14 protein-coding genes and 1 pseudogene are annotated in these 15,552 nt (G+C 67.1%); 4 read left to right on the top strand and 11 right to left on the bottom strand.

Going from position 1 to position 15,552, the window contains the following annotated elements; all coding sequences use genetic code 11:
* The first annotated feature begins 131 nt into the window (after window positions 1-131).
* The 4 genes from J2T23_RS17010 (at window position 132) to J2T23_RS16995 (ending at window position 4,417) form a co-directional block, all read left to right on the top strand.
* Window positions 132-788 carry a GntR family transcriptional regulator gene (locus J2T23_RS17010; protein ID WP_141181213.1) on the top strand — a complete coding sequence of 219 codons (657 nt, stop codon included), beginning with the start codon at window positions 132-134 and terminating at the stop codon, window positions 786-788.
* Window positions 781-2,301, top strand: a complete 1,521-nt coding sequence (locus J2T23_RS17005) for an MmgE/PrpD family protein (protein WP_307361901.1) — start codon at window positions 781-783, stop codon at window positions 2,299-2,301. The genes J2T23_RS17010 and J2T23_RS17005 overlap by 8 nt, the downstream gene beginning before the upstream one ends.
* Window positions 2,301-3,203 carry a methylisocitrate lyase gene (prpB, locus tag J2T23_RS17000; protein ID WP_141160914.1) on the top strand — a complete coding sequence of 301 codons (903 nt, stop codon included), beginning with the start codon at window positions 2,301-2,303 and terminating at the stop codon, window positions 3,201-3,203. Before J2T23_RS17005 ends, prpB begins: the two co-directional genes overlap by 1 nt.
* Window positions 3,204-3,277: 74 nt before the next feature.
* Window positions 3,278-4,417: a bifunctional 2-methylcitrate synthase/citrate synthase gene (locus J2T23_RS16995; protein ID WP_141160915.1), complete on the top strand. Its 1,140-nt coding sequence runs from the start codon at window positions 3,278-3,280 to the stop codon at window positions 4,415-4,417.
* 92 nt (window positions 4,418-4,509) lie between these two features.
* On the opposite strand, the pseudogene J2T23_RS16990 reads toward J2T23_RS16995, so the two are convergent.
* The 11 genes and pseudogenes from J2T23_RS16990 to J2T23_RS16940 all read right to left on the bottom strand — a co-directional run.
* Window positions 4,510-4,986: pseudogene (locus J2T23_RS16990) on the bottom strand (8-oxo-dGTP diphosphatase); the annotation flags it as partial.
* 62 nt (window positions 4,987-5,048) lie between these two features.
* Window positions 5,049-6,086: a site-specific tyrosine recombinase XerD gene (gene xerD, locus J2T23_RS16985; RefSeq protein ID WP_307361896.1), complete on the bottom strand. Its 1,038-nt coding sequence runs from the start codon at window positions 6,084-6,086 to the stop codon at window positions 5,049-5,051.
* Window positions 6,086-6,745: an NUDIX domain-containing protein gene (locus J2T23_RS16980; protein WP_141160917.1), complete on the bottom strand. Its 660-nt coding sequence runs from the start codon at window positions 6,743-6,745 to the stop codon at window positions 6,086-6,088. Before J2T23_RS16980 ends, xerD begins: the two co-directional genes overlap by 1 nt.
* 25 nt (window positions 6,746-6,770) lie before the next feature.
* Complete coding sequence (gene pyrG / locus J2T23_RS16975) at window positions 6,771-8,546, bottom strand: CTP synthase (protein WP_307361891.1); 1,776 nt, start codon at window positions 8,544-8,546, stop codon at window positions 6,771-6,773.
* A 28-nt stretch (window positions 8,547-8,574) separates the two neighbouring features.
* A complete protein-coding gene (gene recN / locus J2T23_RS16970) occupies window positions 8,575-10,314 on the bottom strand; it encodes a DNA repair protein RecN (protein WP_141181210.1) in 1,740 nt (579 codons plus the stop codon).
* Between the two features lie 4 nt (window positions 10,315-10,318).
* Entirely contained in the window at window positions 10,319-11,344 is a 1,026-nt protein-coding gene (locus J2T23_RS16965) for an NAD kinase (RefSeq protein WP_141160919.1), read from the bottom strand.
* A 13-nt stretch (window positions 11,345-11,357) separates the two neighbouring features.
* Window positions 11,358-12,173, bottom strand: coding sequence for a TlyA family RNA methyltransferase (locus tag J2T23_RS16960; RefSeq protein ID WP_307361886.1), 816 nt, complete (start codon window positions 12,171-12,173; stop codon window positions 11,358-11,360).
* Window positions 12,173-12,424 carry a hypothetical protein gene (locus J2T23_RS16955; protein ID WP_307361884.1) on the bottom strand — a complete coding sequence of 84 codons (252 nt, stop codon included), beginning with the start codon at window positions 12,422-12,424 and terminating at the stop codon, window positions 12,173-12,175. The genes J2T23_RS16960 and J2T23_RS16955 overlap by 1 nt, the downstream gene beginning before the upstream one ends.
* Before the next feature lie 9 nt (window positions 12,425-12,433).
* A complete protein-coding gene (locus tag J2T23_RS16950) occupies window positions 12,434-13,423 on the bottom strand; it encodes an HAD-IIA family hydrolase (protein WP_141160922.1) in 990 nt (329 codons plus the stop codon).
* A 6-nt stretch (window positions 13,424-13,429) separates the two neighbouring features.
* Window positions 13,430-14,308 carry a hypothetical protein gene (locus tag J2T23_RS16945; protein ID WP_307362016.1) on the bottom strand — a complete coding sequence of 293 codons (879 nt, stop codon included), beginning with the start codon at window positions 14,306-14,308 and terminating at the stop codon, window positions 13,430-13,432.
* On the bottom strand, window positions 14,308-14,997 hold the full coding sequence (locus J2T23_RS16940; protein ID WP_307361880.1) for a hypothetical protein: 690 nt from the start codon (window positions 14,995-14,997) through the stop codon (window positions 14,308-14,310). The genes J2T23_RS16945 and J2T23_RS16940 overlap by 1 nt, the downstream gene beginning before the upstream one ends.
* Window positions 14,998-15,552: the final 555 nt, after the last annotated feature.

The raw sequence follows: 15,552 nt of genomic DNA, 5'->3' as shown, positions 1-15,552 counted from the left end.
GACGCCGGCAGGGGCAGCCGACAAGAGTTTTGTATACAGAGTTGTGCCTAACTCCGCTATTTCTGAAAAATGCTGGTCTCTTTTCTTCGGCTGTGTATACACTGATGGTGTCACCGAGGAAGGAGGACACCATGCGAGCCAGCGACAAGGCCTACGCGGCGCTGCGGGACGACATCATCGAATGGCGCCTTGCGCCCGGCACCGTCCTGGCCGAGGTGGAACAGTCCGAACGCCTTGGCGTCTCGCGCACACCGCTGCGGGAGGCGCTGGGCCGCCTCACGGCGGAAGGGCTCACGACGGCGGGCGGCCGCGGCGTCGTCGTCACCGACATCTCCCTGGAGGACATCGACGAACTGTTCGAACTGCGCCAAACCCTGGAGGGCAAGGCCGCGGCACTGGCTGCCCGGCGCGGGGATACCGCCACCTTTGAGCGCCTGCAGTGCGAACTGCTCAATGCCCCCGCGCTGATCAACGGCGGGGACCCCGCCCTGCATGATTACTACGAACTGGTGGGCAGGCTGGACACAGCCATCGACGCCGCCATCTCAAACTCCTACCTGGCCCAGGCCATGCGCAGCCTGCGCGTGCACCTGGTCCGGATCCGCCGGCTGGCCGCCGACGACGCCAACCGCCTGACCGCCGCGGCAGCCGAGCACGCCGCCATCGCGGAGGCCATCGCCGCCGGCAACCCGGCACTCGCCGAGGCGGCAACGATCGTCCACCTGCACCGCAGCCTCTCCCACGTCAAAGCGACCCACGCATCCCACCCGAAGGAGCACCATGGTTAAGGAACACCACGTCCGCGTCTACAAGAGCGAAGAAAACCTCCCCCGCGAGGACCAGCTTGCCTACAAGATCGCCCAGGTGGCGGCAGATCCCGTCGCCGTCACGGACGAAGTGACGGACATGGTGATCAACCGCATCATCGACAACGCCTCGGTGGCCATCGCCTCACTGAACCGTGCTCCGATCGTCGCGGCCCGGGCCCAGGCCCTTACCCACGGTCCCAGCACCGGCGGCAAGGGCTCCAAGGTCTTCGGCATCGAGGAACGGGTTGCACCGGAATGGGCTGCCTGGGCAAACGGGGTGGCCGTCCGCGAACTCGACTACCACGACACTTTCCTGGCAGCCGAGTACTCCCACCCCGGTGACAACATTCCCCCGATCCTTGCCGTTGCCCAGCACGTTGGCGCCAGCGGCCACGACCTGGTCCGCGGCATCACCACCGGCTACGAGATCCAGGTCAACCTGGTCAAGGCGATCTGCCTGCACAAGCACAAGATCGACCACGTCGCGCACCTCGGCCCCTCGGCTGCCGCAGGTATCGGCACACTGCTGGGCCTCGACGTGGAAACCATCTTCCAGTCGGTGGGCCAGGCACTGCACACCACCACGGCGACCCGGCAGTCACGCAAGGGCGAGATCTCCACCTGGAAGGCCCACGCCCCGGCGTTCGCCGGCAAGATGGCCATCGAATCAGCCGACCGGGCCATGCGCGGCCAGACTTCACCGGTGCCGATCTACGAAGGCGAAGACGGCGTCATCGCCTGGATGCTCGACGGTCCGGACGCGTCCTACATGGTCCCGCTCCCCACCCCGGGCGAAGCCAAGCGTGCCATCCTGGACACCTACACCAAGGAACACTCCGCCGAGTACCAGGCGCAGGCCTGGATCGACCTGGCACGCAAGCTGCACCGTGAACATCCTGAGGTGACTGACCCGGCCAACGTCGAATCAGTCCTGATCAAGACCAGCCACCACACCCACTACGTGATCGGCTCCGGCGCCAACGACCCCCAGAAGTACAGCCCCACCGCCAGCCGGGAAACCTTGGACCACTCCATCCCGTACATCTTCACCGTTGCCCTGCAGGACGGCGCGTGGCACCACGTGGACTCCTACGCACCGGAACGCGCCGCACGGCCGGACACCGTGGAACTGTGGCACAAGGTGACCACGGAGGAGGACGCGGAGTGGACCCGGCGCTACCACTCCCTGGACATCGCAGAGAAGGCCTTCGGTGGTTCCGTGGAGATCACGCTGAAGGACGGTACGGTCATCACCGACCAGATCGCCGTCGCCGACGCCCACCCGCTGGGCGCCCGGCCGTTCGCCCGCGAACAGTACGTCAACAAGTTCCGCACCCTCGCCGCCGGGCTGGTGGAGGAGGCTGAAATCGAAAGGTTCCTCGCCGCCGTCGAACGCCTCCCCGAACTGGCCGCCGGCGAGCTGGACCAGCTGAACATCACTGCAGCGCCCGGGGTCATCGACCTGGCGGCGGCACCGAAGGGACTCTTCTGATGCTGTATTCGAAGACCACCCCCGAGCAGAAGCGGATCCGGTTCCGGGAACTGCTGTCCTCCGGCACCATCCAGCAGTTTCCGGGCGCGTTCAACCCACTCTCCGCCCGGCTCATCGAGGAAAAGGGCTTCGCCGGGGTCTACATTTCCGGCGCGGTACTTGCCAACGACCTTGGCCTGCCGGACATCGGCCTGACCACCCTGACCGAGGTAGCCACCCGGGCCGGGCAGATCGCCCGCATGACCGACCTGCCTTCGATCGTCGACGCCGACACCGGCTTCGGTGAGCCGATGAACGTGGCCCGCACGGTGCAGGAGCTGGAAAACGCCGGCCTGGCCGGCCTGCACATCGAGGACCAGTTCAACCCGAAGCGCTGCGGCCACCTGGACGGCAAGAACGTGGTGGACCTGGATACCGCCACCAAGCGGATCCGGGCCGCAGCGGATGCCCGCCGCGATCCGAACTTCCTCATCATGGCCCGCACCGACATCCGCGCCACCGATGGGCTGGAGGCGGCGCAGCAGCGGGCCAAAGCCCTGGTTGAAGCCGGCGCAGACGCGATCTTTCCCGAGGCCATGAAGGACCTCAGCGAGTTCAAGGCCATCAGGGACGCGGTGGATGTGCCGATCCTGGCCAACATGACCGAGTTCGGCAAGAGCGCACTGTTTACCGTGGACGAATTGGCCGGCGTGGGCGTCAACATGGTCATTTATCCGGTCACCCTGCTCCGTAGTGCCATGGGCGCTGCTGAGCGTACTCTGGAATCGATCAAATCCGACGGCACCCAGGAGGCACAGGTTCCAAGCATGCTGACCCGTGCCCGGCTCTACGACCTTGTTGACTACGAGGCCTACAACCACTTTGACACCGGGGTCTTCAACTTCCGGATCCCCGGAACCTGACATCCGCCCTGGCACCACACCGGAACGCCGGCACCTGCCGGACACCTGGCTTTAGGAACAAAGGAGTTTCAGCAATGGCTGAAAATGAGATCAAAAAGGGCCTCGCCGGCGTCGTGGTGGATTACACCGCCGTCTCCAAGGTCAACCCTGACACCAACTCCCTGCTCTACCGCGGGTACCCGGTCCAGGAGCTGGCCGCCCGGTGCAGCTTCGAGGAAGTGGCCTACCTGCTCTGGAACGGCGAATTGCCCACCACGGAGCAGTTGGCGGAGTTCACCGCGAGGGAACGCGCGGGCCGCGCCCTTGACCCGGTGGTCAAGCAGGTTATCGACGCCTTGCCGGTGACCTCGCACCCGATGGACGTCTGCCGGACCGCGGCCTCCGTGATGGGTGCCAGGCATCCGCAGGCAGAGGACTCCTCGCGCGAGGCCAACATGGCCAAGGCCGTTGACCTGTTCGCCGCCATGCCGGCCGTGGTGGCCTATGACCAGCGCCGCCGCCACGGCCAGGAGCTCGTGGAGCCGCGCGATGACCTGGGCTATTCGGCCAACTTCCTGTGGATGGCCTTCGGCGAGGAGCAGGTTCCGGAGGTGGTGGAGGCCTTCAACGTCTCGATGATCCTCTACGCCGAGCACTCCTTCAACGCATCCACGTTCACCGCCCGCGTCATCACCTCGACGCTTTCGGACCTGCATTCGGCAGTGACCGGAGCCATTGGTGCACTCAAGGGACCGCTGCACGGCGGAGCGAACGAAGCTGTGATGCACACGTTCGACGAGATCGGCATCCGGCAGGAGGAGTCCCTCGAGGAGGCTGCGGCGCGGGCGAAGGCCTGGATGGAGGACGCCCTGGCGCAAAAGAAGAAGGTCATGGGCTTCGGCCACCGCGTCTACAAGCACGGCGATTCCCGGGTTCCCACCATGAAGGCCGCCCTGGACAAGATGATTGCCCACTACGGCCGCCCCGAACTGCTGGGCCTGTACAACGGCCTGGAAACTGCGATGGACGAGGCCAAGGCCATCAAGCCGAACCTGGACTACCCGGCCGGGCCCACCTACCACCTGATGGGCTTCGACACCCCAACCTTCACTCCCCTGTTCGTGGCCAGCCGGATCACCGGCTGGACCGCGCACATCATGGAGCAGCTGGACGCCAACTCCCTGATCCGGCCGCTGAGCGAATACAACGGCGTGGAGGAACGGCACCTTCCCTAGCGCTGGCGTGGAACGCCCGACGGCGGGGCGGGCACTTTGGTGCCTGCCCCGCCGTCGGCGGTTTCGCTGTCCAGTGGGCGGCCCGCCTGGCCCAGGAGGCTGCGCGATGAGGCGACCGACTCATTGTCTGTGGCCATGGTGACCACCACGTTGACCTTCCGGCCTTCCAGCACCACCGGAAGCCAGTGGTCCGCGTCCTGCCACATCCGGTCCACGGGAAGGGTGTCCACGCGGAACCAGCCGGGGAGGATTTCGTCGCTGGGTTCCGGTTCGCCCTCCCAGGTGCGGGCAGTGAACAGGCTGGTTTCCATGTCCCACTCAGGCCGGGACGGGAAGACAAAGTGCACGCTGCCGGCATCACGGAGGTCTTCCTGCCGCAGGACCACACCGGTTTCTTCCAGGACTTCCCGCACCACGGCCTGCGCGTGCGACTCCCCCGGTTCCACATGGCCGCCAATGCCCACGATTTTGCCTTTGCCAAACCCTGTCTGCTTGAGCCCCAGAAGGACCTCGGAACCGTTCTCCCCATCACGGAGAAGGAAGCATAGGGTCACAGCGGCTGCGGTCATGGCTCCAGCTTAATGTCAGGGCGTGCGCCCGTGAGCGCTCCGGCCGTTCGCGTCCGCGGGTCCTAGCCCAGTGCCCGTGGGTGGGCCGCGGCGTAAATCTCGCGCAGCGTATCGGCGGTGACCAGGGTGTACACCTGGGTAGTGGTCACGGATGCGTGGCCCAGCAGTTCCTGCACCACGCGGACGTCCGCGCCGCCTTCCAGAAGGTGGGTGGCGAAGGAGTGGCGCAGCGTGTGCGGTGACACGTCGCGGGTGATGTTGGCTTTCTCCGCCGCCGCCTTCAGGATGGTCCAGGCACTCTGGCGGCTGATCCGCCCGCCGCGGGCATTGAGGAACAGCGCGGGCGTGCCTTTGCCTTTGGCGGCAAGCAGCGGACGCCCGCGGACCAGGTAGGCATCGAGTGCCCGGGCCCCGTAGGAGCCCAGCGGCACCAGGCGTTCCTTTGACCCCTTGCCGAACAGGCGGACGATCGCGGGCCCGGATCCCGGTTCGGCGAGGGAGATGTCGTCAACGTCCAGTCCCACCGCTTCGCTGATCCTGGCCCCGGTGGAGTATAGGAATTCGAGCAGGGCGCGGTCCCTCAGCCCGGTGGCGGTGTCAGTTCCTGCCGCTTCGAGGATGCGGGTCACTTCAGCGACGCTGATGGCTTTGGGGAGCCGCTTGCCGGCCATGGGCGGGTGTACCTCGCTGGCTGGATCCGCCGTGGTGTGGCCCTCCAGGGCCCAGAACTTGTGCAGGCCCCGGACGGCCACGACGGTCCGGGCGGCGGAACGCACGCCCAGGGCCGAGCCGCCGTCGGACCCGTCCGAGAGGGCACGGACGTACCCCGTCACATGGTGCCGGGTGATGTCACCGGGGCGTGTGCAGCCGGCTCCGGCGAGGTAGCGGGCGTACCTGGCCAGGTCCCGCCGGTAGGCTGCGAGCGTGTTCGCGGCCAGCCCGCGTTCGACGCCGAGGTGCTGGAGATAGTCGGTGATTCCACGGTCGATCGCGGCCGGGACGGGTTCCGGGGCGCCGCCTGCTGTTGCCCCGTCCGCTGAGGCGGCGTCCGGGGCCCGCTCGGCCTCCGGGACCGCTTCAGCCGATGGACCAGGCACCATCAGCGCTGGCTGGGGTGGGCGGGCCAGGGGGCGTCGGCGGGGCGGAGTCCCTCATAGCTGGAAGAACGGGCAGCGGCAGCGGCAAGGATCCCGACGACGGCGGAAGGGTTATGCAGGCGGCCGGCCAGGACGGAGGCCACGGCATCGTCCAGGCTGATCCAGTGGAATTCGATCTCCGCTTCCTCGTCCGTCCGCTCGTGGCGCTCGTGGTGCGGCACCTCGGTGAGGTCGCGGGCCAGGTAGATGCGGATGGCCTCGCTGGACGATCCGGGGGAATTGAAGACGTCGGCCAGGACGTTCCAGGTGCCCGCCGCCAGGTCCGCTTCTTCGGCGAGTTCCCGCGCCGCCCCCACCACGAAGTCCTCGCCTTCGACGTCCAGCAGGCCCGCGGGGACTTCCCAAAGGTCCATGCCAACGGGATGCCGGTACTGCTTCAGCAGCAGGACCTGGCCTTCGTCATTCATGGGCAGGACAGCGACGGCGCCCGGGTGGTCGATGTAGTCGCGGGTGAGGGCGTCGCCGGACTCGGAGAGCTGGAAGGTGTCACTGACGACGTCCCAGATCCTGCCCTGGTAGACCTTCTCCGTGGACAAAAGACGGCGCGGGCTTGGTGCATCCGAAACCTGTTTGGCAGGGGTGGCTTCAGGTGTACCAGGCATCGCGCCGTCCTTTTTGCTCTGTTGACTACTTAGCGGTAACGCTACCCGATACTGCAGGCTCCTCCGCCGCGGGGGCAGCCGTGTCGGCAGTGGCCTGCTGGCCCGCGCCCTGATGGTCCAGGGCAGCCTTGATCAGGCCGGTGAACAGCGGGTGCGGGCGGGTAGGCCGCGAGCTCAGCTCGGGGTGCGCCTGCGTTGCGACGTAGTACGGGTGGACGTCGGCAGGCAGCTCAACGAATTCGACGAGCTTGCCGTCCGGGGAGGTGCCGGAGAAGACCAGGCCCTTCCCGGCAATCTGCTCGCGGTACTTGTTGTTGACCTCGTAGCGGTGCCGGTGGCGTTCGCTGACCGTGGTCTTGCCGTAGGTGCCGGCGATGACCGAGCCCTCGGCCAGCTTGGCTTCGTAGAGTCCGAGGCGCATGGTGCCGCCGAGGTCGCCGCGGCCTTCGACGAACTCCAGCTGCTCTTCCATGGTGGCGATGACCGGGTACTTGGAATCCGGCTCGAACTCGCTTGAGGAGGCACCTTCCAGGCCCACCACGTTGCGGGCATACTCGATGACCATGCACTGCAGGCCAAGGCACAGGCCCAGCACAGGCAGCTTGGTTTCGCGGGCGAACTTCAGGGCACCGAGCTTGCCTTCGAGGCCGCGGATGCCGAAGCCGCCCGGCACGCAGATGGCGTCCACGCCGTCGAGCGCCTTGATGGCACCCTCCCGGGTTTCGCACTCGTCTGAGGGAACCCACCGGATCTTGACCTTGGCCTCGTTGGCGAAGCCGCCGGCGCGGAGGGCCTCCGTGACCGAGAGATAGGCATCCGGAAGGTCGATGTACTTGCCCACCAGCGCGATTTCCACCTGGTGCTTGGGGTTGTGGACGGCCTCCAGGAGGCGGTCCCAGCTGGTCCAGTCCACGTCCTTGAACGGCAGGTCCAGGGCACGGACGATGTAGGAGTCCAGGCCCTGGGAGTGCAGCGTCTTGGGGATGTCGTAGATGCTGGGAGCGTCCGGGCAGCCGATGACTGCTTCGAGGTCGACGTCGCACATGCGGCCGATCTTGGCGCGCATGGCCTCGGGGATCTCGCGGTCGGACCGGATCACGATGGCTTCGGGCTGGATGCCGATGGAGCGCAGCGCTGCCACCGAGTGCTGCGTGGGCTTGGTCTTCAGTTCCTGCGACGGTCCGATGTACGGGACCAGCGAGACGTGCACGAAGAAGACGTTGCCGCGGCCAACATCCTGGCGGACCTGGCGGGCCGACTCGAGGAACGGCTGGGACTCGATGTCGCCAACGGTGCCGCCGATTTCGGTAATGATCACGTCCGGGGCGTTCTTGCCCTCGGCGGGCAGCCGCATGCGGCGCTTGATCTCGTCCGTGATGTGCGGAATGACCTGGACGGTGTCGCCGAGGTATTCGCCGCGCCGTTCCTTGGCGATCACAGTGGAGTAGACCTGCCCGGTGGTCACGTTGGCCGAACCTTCGAGGTTTTCGTCAAGGAAGCGCTCGTAGTGCCCGATGTCCAGGTCCGTCTCGGCGCCGTCGTCCGTGACGAAGACCTCACCGTGCTGGAAGGGGTTCATCGTGCCCGGATCCACGTTCAGGTAGGGATCGAGCTTCTGCATCGTGACGGACAGGCCGCGGGCCCGGAGCAGGTGACCGAGGCTGGATGCCGTCAGTCCCTTGCCGAGGGAGGACGCCACACCGCCGGTGACGAAGATGTGCTTAGTCATCTTGGAGGAGCCCGGGAACCGGGAATTTACACGGGAATTTGATCGCTGCACCACGGAATTCGAGCCTATCATCAATTGCGCCGTCCCGTGGCTGTTCCCGTCAGGCCCGCTGCGGCAGGAGCTTGGCGTCGTCCAGCAATTCCTGGGCGTGCGCCCGGGCGGACTCGGAGTCCTCCTGGCCGGCCAGCATGCGGGCGAGTTCACGCACGCGTTCCGGGCCGTCAAGGAGGCGGACGTCACTGGAGGTGAATCCGGTGGCGGTGCCCCCGTCGGCTCCCCTGGTGGACGTCTTGGTCACGGTGATGTGCTGGTCCGCAAAGGCAGCAACCTGGGGAAGGTGGGTGACCACCAGAACCTGCACGTGCTGCGCCAGCATGGCCAGGCGGCGCCCGATCTCGACGGCGGCGCGTCCGCCCACACCGGCATCCACCTCGTCGAACACAAACGTGGGAACGGGGTCGACGGCCGCCAGCACCACTTCGATGGCCAGCATCACGCGGGACAACTCACCGCCGGACGCGCCCTTGCCCAGCGGACGGGCCGGGGCACCGGAGTGCGGCTGCAGCAGGAAGCTGATGTCGTCCGCACCGTGCGGACCCAGCTGCCCGGCGGGCTCGAGGTTGATCACCAGGGTGGCGTCTGCCATGGCCAGCGCCTTCAGCTCGGCGCTGACCCGGGAAGAAAGGTCCTTGGCCGCCTTGGTGCGGATCTTGCTGATGGCTGCGGACTGCTTGGTCAGTTCCGCTTCGGCGCGGACCACGTCCGCGTCCAGGGCCTCGATGCGGGAGGAGTCGTCCTGCAGTTCGTCGTACCGGACGCGCGCGGTTTCGGCCCACGCCAGCACCTCATCGATGGTGGGGGCATACTTGCGGACCAGCTTGGCCAATGCTGCCCGGCGGTCCTCGATTTCGGCGAGCCGTTCCGGCCCCTCGGTGTCCAGGCCGGCCTGGTAACTGGCCAGTTCGGTGGCGATGTCGTTGAGCAGGAAGCCAACTTCCGCCAGCCGGGCTGCCGCCGAGCCGAGTTCGGCGTCGTGCTCGGCCACATGCTCCAGGGTGCGTTTGGCGGAGTCCACCAGGGTGGTGGCGTCACCGGTTTCGCCGAAGTCCTCGGCGATGAGGGCCTGGTGGGCCGTGCTGGCCGCGATCCGGAGCTCCTCCACGTTGGCCAGCTTGACGGCCTCCGCCTTCAGGAGCTCGTCCTCCCCCGGCTGCGGATCCACCTCGTCTATTTCGGCGAGGGCTGCCTCCAGGGATTCTGCCTCGCGCAGCCTGTCCCGCGCGGCGCTCCGCAGGCTGTCCAGTTCTGCCTGGTTGGCCTTCCACCGGCTGTACAGCTCCTGGTACGCGGCCAGGGGGCCGGCGAGGTGGTCGCCGGCGAACTTGTCCAGGGCTTCCCGCTGGGCTGTGGCGCTTTTGAGCCGGATCTGGTCCGACTGGCCGTGCACCACCACCAATGATTCGCCGATTTCGGCCAGGACGCCCACCGGGGCAGCCCGCCCACCGAGGAAGGCGCGGCTGCGCCCGTCGGCACCCAGGCGGCGGGCCAGGATCAGCTCGGCGCCGCCGTCGAACTCTTCCGTGTCGGCGCCGGCGTCAAGGGCCCGGGCAATGGCCGGGTGCCCGGCGTCGAGCTTGAGCACCGCTTCCGCGGTGGCACTTTTCGCGCCGCTCCGAACGGCTCCGGCGTCAGAGCGCGCCCCCAGCAACAGTCCGACGGCGGTGACCACCATCGTCTTGCCCGCGCCGGTTTCACCGGTCACCACGCTCAGTCCCGGGCCGAGCGGGAGCGTTGCATCGGTGATGACGCCGAGGTCGCGGATTCTCAGTTCTTCAAGCATGGATTCACTTCGCAGTCGACGGATCGGGATCGCTGCCGGGGTTCTCCGCATTCGGGACCGGCAGCGGCGGCATGGGCCGGGGCGTCCGCACAATGGGGATAGGGCCGGTGTGCACGGCATCGGACTTGGGGACCGGGCCGCGCCAGCCGTGGATGGGCAGCTCGAACTTGCGGACCAGCCGTGCCGAAAAGGGCGTCTGGTGGGTGCGGGCCAGGCGGACCGGGGTGGCCGACTTGGTCACTTCCACCCGCGCGCCCGGCGGCAGGTCCACGGAGCGCCGGCCGTCGCACCACAGCACCCCCTGGGCGTCGGTGCGGCCCAGCACCTCGACGGCGAGCCTGGACCTGGGCGACACGACAAGGGGCTTGGCGAAGAGCGCGTGGGCACTGATCGGCACGATCACCAGAGCCTCCACCTCCGGCCAGACCACGGGTCCACCGGCGGAGAACGCGTAAGCCGTGGAGCCCGTGGGGGTGGCCAGCACAATGCCGTCGGAGCCAAAGGACGTCAGCGGGCGCTCGTCCACTTCCGTGACGACTTCCAGCATGCGTTCCCGGTTGGCTTTTTCGATGGCGGCTTCGTTTAAAGCCCAGGTGTGCCAAATCTTCTGGCCGCGGACCCAGACCTGGACATCGATGGTCATGCGCTCTTCGACGGTGTACTCCCGGCTGGCAATCCATTCGACGGTCTGGGCAAGGTCCGCCCGCTCACTTTCCGCCAGGAAGCCCACGTGGCCCAGGTTCACGCCCAGCAACGGCACATCCACCTCGCGCACCAGCTCCGCGGCCCGGAGGATGGTTCCATCGCCGCCAAGGACCATGACCAGTTCCACATCGGGCAGCTGGACGTGGTCGTGGAGCACCTCCACCGGCTGGGCCAAGTGCCCGAAGAACCGTTCCATGTCGCCCAGTTCGGACTCCTGCATCACGGGGACCATGCCTGAAGCATGCAGCAGGGCGCAGGCCTCCCAGGCGGCTTTCAGTGACTCCTCGCGGCCGGTGTGGGCAAGGACCAGTACACGCCTGCTCATCAGGTTCCGCTCTCTAGTGGTTCGGCCAGATTTGTCGGAGCAAAGCAGCAGCTGCTGCCTCACGCTCTTCGATCTTAGGCAAGTCTTGGGTGATCCTGCGTTTTATCCACAGGAAGTATTCGACGTTTCCGTCCTGGCCGGGCAGCGGACTGGCCGCCAGCCCGCACAGGTCCAGTCCGGCGTCGAGCGCTGCCCTGGCCACCTTCTCCACGGCCAGCCGCCGCTCGCGTTCCGACGTGACCACGCCGGTGCGTCCCAGGCGGTCCTTGCCGATTTCGAACTGCGGCTTGACCATGAGGACCAGGTCGCCGCCGGGCTCCGTGCAGTCCGCCAGCGGCCGCACCACGAGGGTCAGGGAGATGAAGGACAGGTCGGCGACGGTCAGTGCGGCCGGGCCGCCGATGTCTTCGGTCGCCATGTAGCGCACGTTCATGCCCTCGTGGACCTCCACGCGGGGATCGTCGCGCAGGTGCGGCACCAGCTGGCCGTGCCCGACGTCGACCGCCACCACGTGTGCGGCCCCGCGCCTCAGCAGGACGTCCGTGAAGCCGCCGGTGGAGGCACCGGCGTCGAGGCACCTTTTGCCTTGGGCCGAAACGTCCGGGAATGCGTCCAGGGCGCCGGCCAGCTTGTGCCCGGCACGGCTGGCGTAGGTGTCCTGGTCATCGTGCTCGACGGCCAGGTCCCTGCTCTCGTCGACCTGCAGGGATGCCTTGCCAAGGACCTGGCCACCGGAACTCACTTTGCCTTCGGCGATCAACGAGGCTGCATGCGTTCGCGACCTGGCCAGCCCGCGGGCCACCAGGGCCTGGTCGAGGCGTACCGGCATCAGGCAGCCCCGCCATCCGGCCCAGTGCCTGGGAAAGCAACGTCTGCGGGATCGCTGTTGAGCGCGGCGAGCAGGTCATCGTGAAGCAGGTTGTAGACGGACTCGTGGTCCGCTGCGGGAAGCCCGGGCAGGTCCAGGAGCCGGGCGACGGACTGCGCCACCTGCGGATCCGTTAGGTCCTGCCGGTCGGCCTGCGGCCATTCCGGTGCCGGCTGGATTGTCGGGTCTTCCGGTTCAGTCAGCTCGGTCATGGAACCAGTCTAGTGATCCAGCCACACCAGCTTGGGCGCCTGCGGGGCTGCGGCGTCAGGCGTCGCGGCCCACCAGGCGGCACACGCCGCCCGCCACGAGTCCAGGTTGTCCTGGCCGCCAATGATGCCCACGGCTCCGTTGGCCACGCGCGCCGTTGACTGCCCGCAGGTGTAGGTGCCGTCGTCGTGCGTCACGTCCGGATATGGACGGTGCAGGTCGGCAAGGTTCGCAATGATGTATTCGGGGCGTTCCGCCGCCCTGGCCGCCAGGATGGTCTCGCGCGTGTCGACCCCGGTAAGGACCGCCACCGTGGCGAAACCGGCGTTATTGCCGCCCAGGATGTCCGTGTCCAGCCGGTCGCCCACCACCAGGGGACGCTCGGCCCCGAGGCGCTTGGCTGCCGAATGGAACAGCGGCGCCTCCGGCTTGCCCGCAACCCGGGGCTGCTGGCCGGTGGCTGCGGCGACTGCGGCGACCAGGGTGCCGTTTCCCGGCGCTATGCCCCGCGCCTGCGGGATGGACATGTCCGTGTTGGTGGCCACCCATAGGGCACCGGCATTGACCACATAGGTGGCTTCGGCCAGGTCCTTCCATCCGATGGCGGGGCTGAACCCCTGGACCACGGCGACCGGGTCCTCATCCTGCCCGGCTACCGGTACCAGGCCCACCAGCTCAATTTCCCGGGCCAGGGCCGGGCTGCCTGTGATAAGGATCCTGGACCCAGGCGCGAGCATCGAGGCAAGCAGCTCGGCCGCCGCCTGGGACGAACTCACCACCTGGTTGTCCTCTGCGGGTGCACCAAGCTCACGGAGATGCGCTGCCACGTCCGCAGGTGACCGGGATGCGTTGTTGGTGACATAGCCCAGTCCGATGCCCAGCCCCGAAAGCTGCTTCAGCGACTCAACAGCTCCGGGAATGGCGTGGGGACCGGCGTAGACCACGCCGTCCAGGTCGGCGAGGAGTGCGTCGAAGCGGGAAACCAGGGAAACATCGCTCATCTGTGTTCAGTCTTCCTGGCGCTCTTCGTCATGTCCTACGCCTGCGTTGTCCTCCGCATGGGCATCGTCAGCACCGGCGTCGTCGGCGGGCACGGAGTGGAACTCGTCGTGTTCTACCGAGTCCTGGTCCGATTCTGCGTCGTCGGAAACGAAGTAGTCGGCATCCTGGTCGTCGATGCTGCTGTCTTGCGAGGACTTCGCCTCGGCTGCGCGGGCGCTCCTGGCAGCTGCTTCCGTGGAACCTGCTGCGGGCGTTTCGGCCCCAGCGCCCTTGGAGGCCCGGTCCAGCAACCGCCGGCGTTCTGCCTCTTCCCGGGCTTCCTCTTCCTCGTCCCAGCCGAGGTCGATGATTTCGGGTTCTTCGTCAGCGCCCAGGCCCAGGGCATTTTCTGCCACGACGGCCTGCCGGCTCCACTTCTGCGACTCGTCTTCGCGTCCCACCGCAGCCAGCGCATCGGCATAGGCGCGGAAGAGGCGCGGGCTGTAGGAGAACGCGCGGTTCATGTCCAGCTGCGGGATTTCAAGTTCGGCTACTGCCGCGTCAAGCTGGCCCAGGTCGGTGCGTGCCCCGGCAGCGACAATTGCCAGCTCTACCTTGCCGGGAGCATCCAGGTCCTGGGCTTCCTCCGAGCGGGCTACGTCGAGGGCGCGGTCCGGGCGGCCCAGGCCACGTTCGCAGTCGGCCATGACGGGCAGGTGAACGTTGGAGCCGCTGATACGGCGGAAGGTGCGGAACTCGCGCAGCGCCTCACCATAGTGGCCGGCTGCGTAGGCCGTGAGGCCCACGGCTTCGCGGACAGCGGCGAGCCTGCCCCCACGACGGCTGGCGGCGAGTGCGTGCTGGAATGCCAGCTCCGGCTCGTCGTCAATGAGGCGGCCCGCCATCACCAGGTGGCGTGCCACCCACTCTGAGCTTTTGGCTTCAAGGGTCTTGATCTGGTGCTGCGTGGCGCGGTCCAGTTCCTTGCCCGTGACGTCTTCATCAATTTCGGGGGAACGTTCCCGGTCCGGACGGTTGGCGCTGCGGAGGTCGGCAGCGTTGGGCACGCGGACAGGACGGTCTTCCTGCCGGTCGCGGCCAAAGCTGCGGGGTCCGGAGCCACGGCCTGACTCGGAGCGGGAATCACCACGGTCGAAGCTGCGGGGCGCGCGGTCCTGCCGGTCCCCGAACGGCTTGCGGTTATCACCGCCACCAAAACCACGACGATCACCCTCACCATCGCGACGCGGACGGTCACCAAACGGCTTACGGTCACGATCACCGCCACCAAAACCACGACGATCACCCTCACCATCGCGACGCGGACGATCACCAAACGGCTTACGGTCACGATCACCGAACGGCTTACGCTCGCCACCACCGGCACCGCCACCAAAACCGCGACGGTCACCCTCACCCTCGCGACGCGGACGGTCACCAAACGGCTTACGATCACGATCACCAAACGGCTTACGGTCACGGTCACCGAACGGCTTACGCTCGCCACCACCGGCACCGCCACCAAAACCGCGACGGTCACCCTCACCATCACGGCGCGGACGATCACCAAACGGCTTACGATCACGATCACCAAAGGACTTACGCTCGCCACCACCGGAAGAGCCGCCGCGCGAGAAATTGTTGCCATCGCGGTCGGAGCGGGACCGGAATCCGCGGGGATCGCCGCCGGAGTTGTTGTTGCCGCGGAACGCGCCCCGGTCGTTGCCTCGGTTGCCACCGTTATGCTCGGCCATTTGGATTCCTCCTGTTGTGAGCCGACCACTGGCGCAACTGCAGCCGCTCTTTTCGTTTCCTACGCAACCCGAAATGAAGCGCTTCGAAGTCCGTACATCTTCATCAATTCTAGTGGAGCCACCAAATCCCCCCGGACAGCGCGGGCCCTGGGAGCGGTATCGTGGCCATCTTCACAACGGCGACACCTTGCGGTGGCCGTTGCCCGCTGCAACCGAGCCGCCGGCATGAACTCCGCCCGCCGGACGCCGCTGGCAGCTCCCGCGGTGTTTTTCGGGTTAAATGTGGGAGGCCCCAACCGCGTGGTTGGGGCCTCGACCATGAATAGTTGTTCCGGCGGTGACCTACTCTCCCACACCCTCCCGGGTGCAGTACCATCGGCGCTGTGGGTCTTAGC

It is taken from the genome of Pseudarthrobacter niigatensis, assembly GCF_030812615.1.
Lineage (GTDB): Bacteria > Actinomycetota > Actinomycetes > Actinomycetales > Micrococcaceae > Arthrobacter > Arthrobacter niigatensis.
Note: the sequence above shows the minus strand (reverse complement) of the source record. Positions and strands in the feature narration are given on the sequence as shown.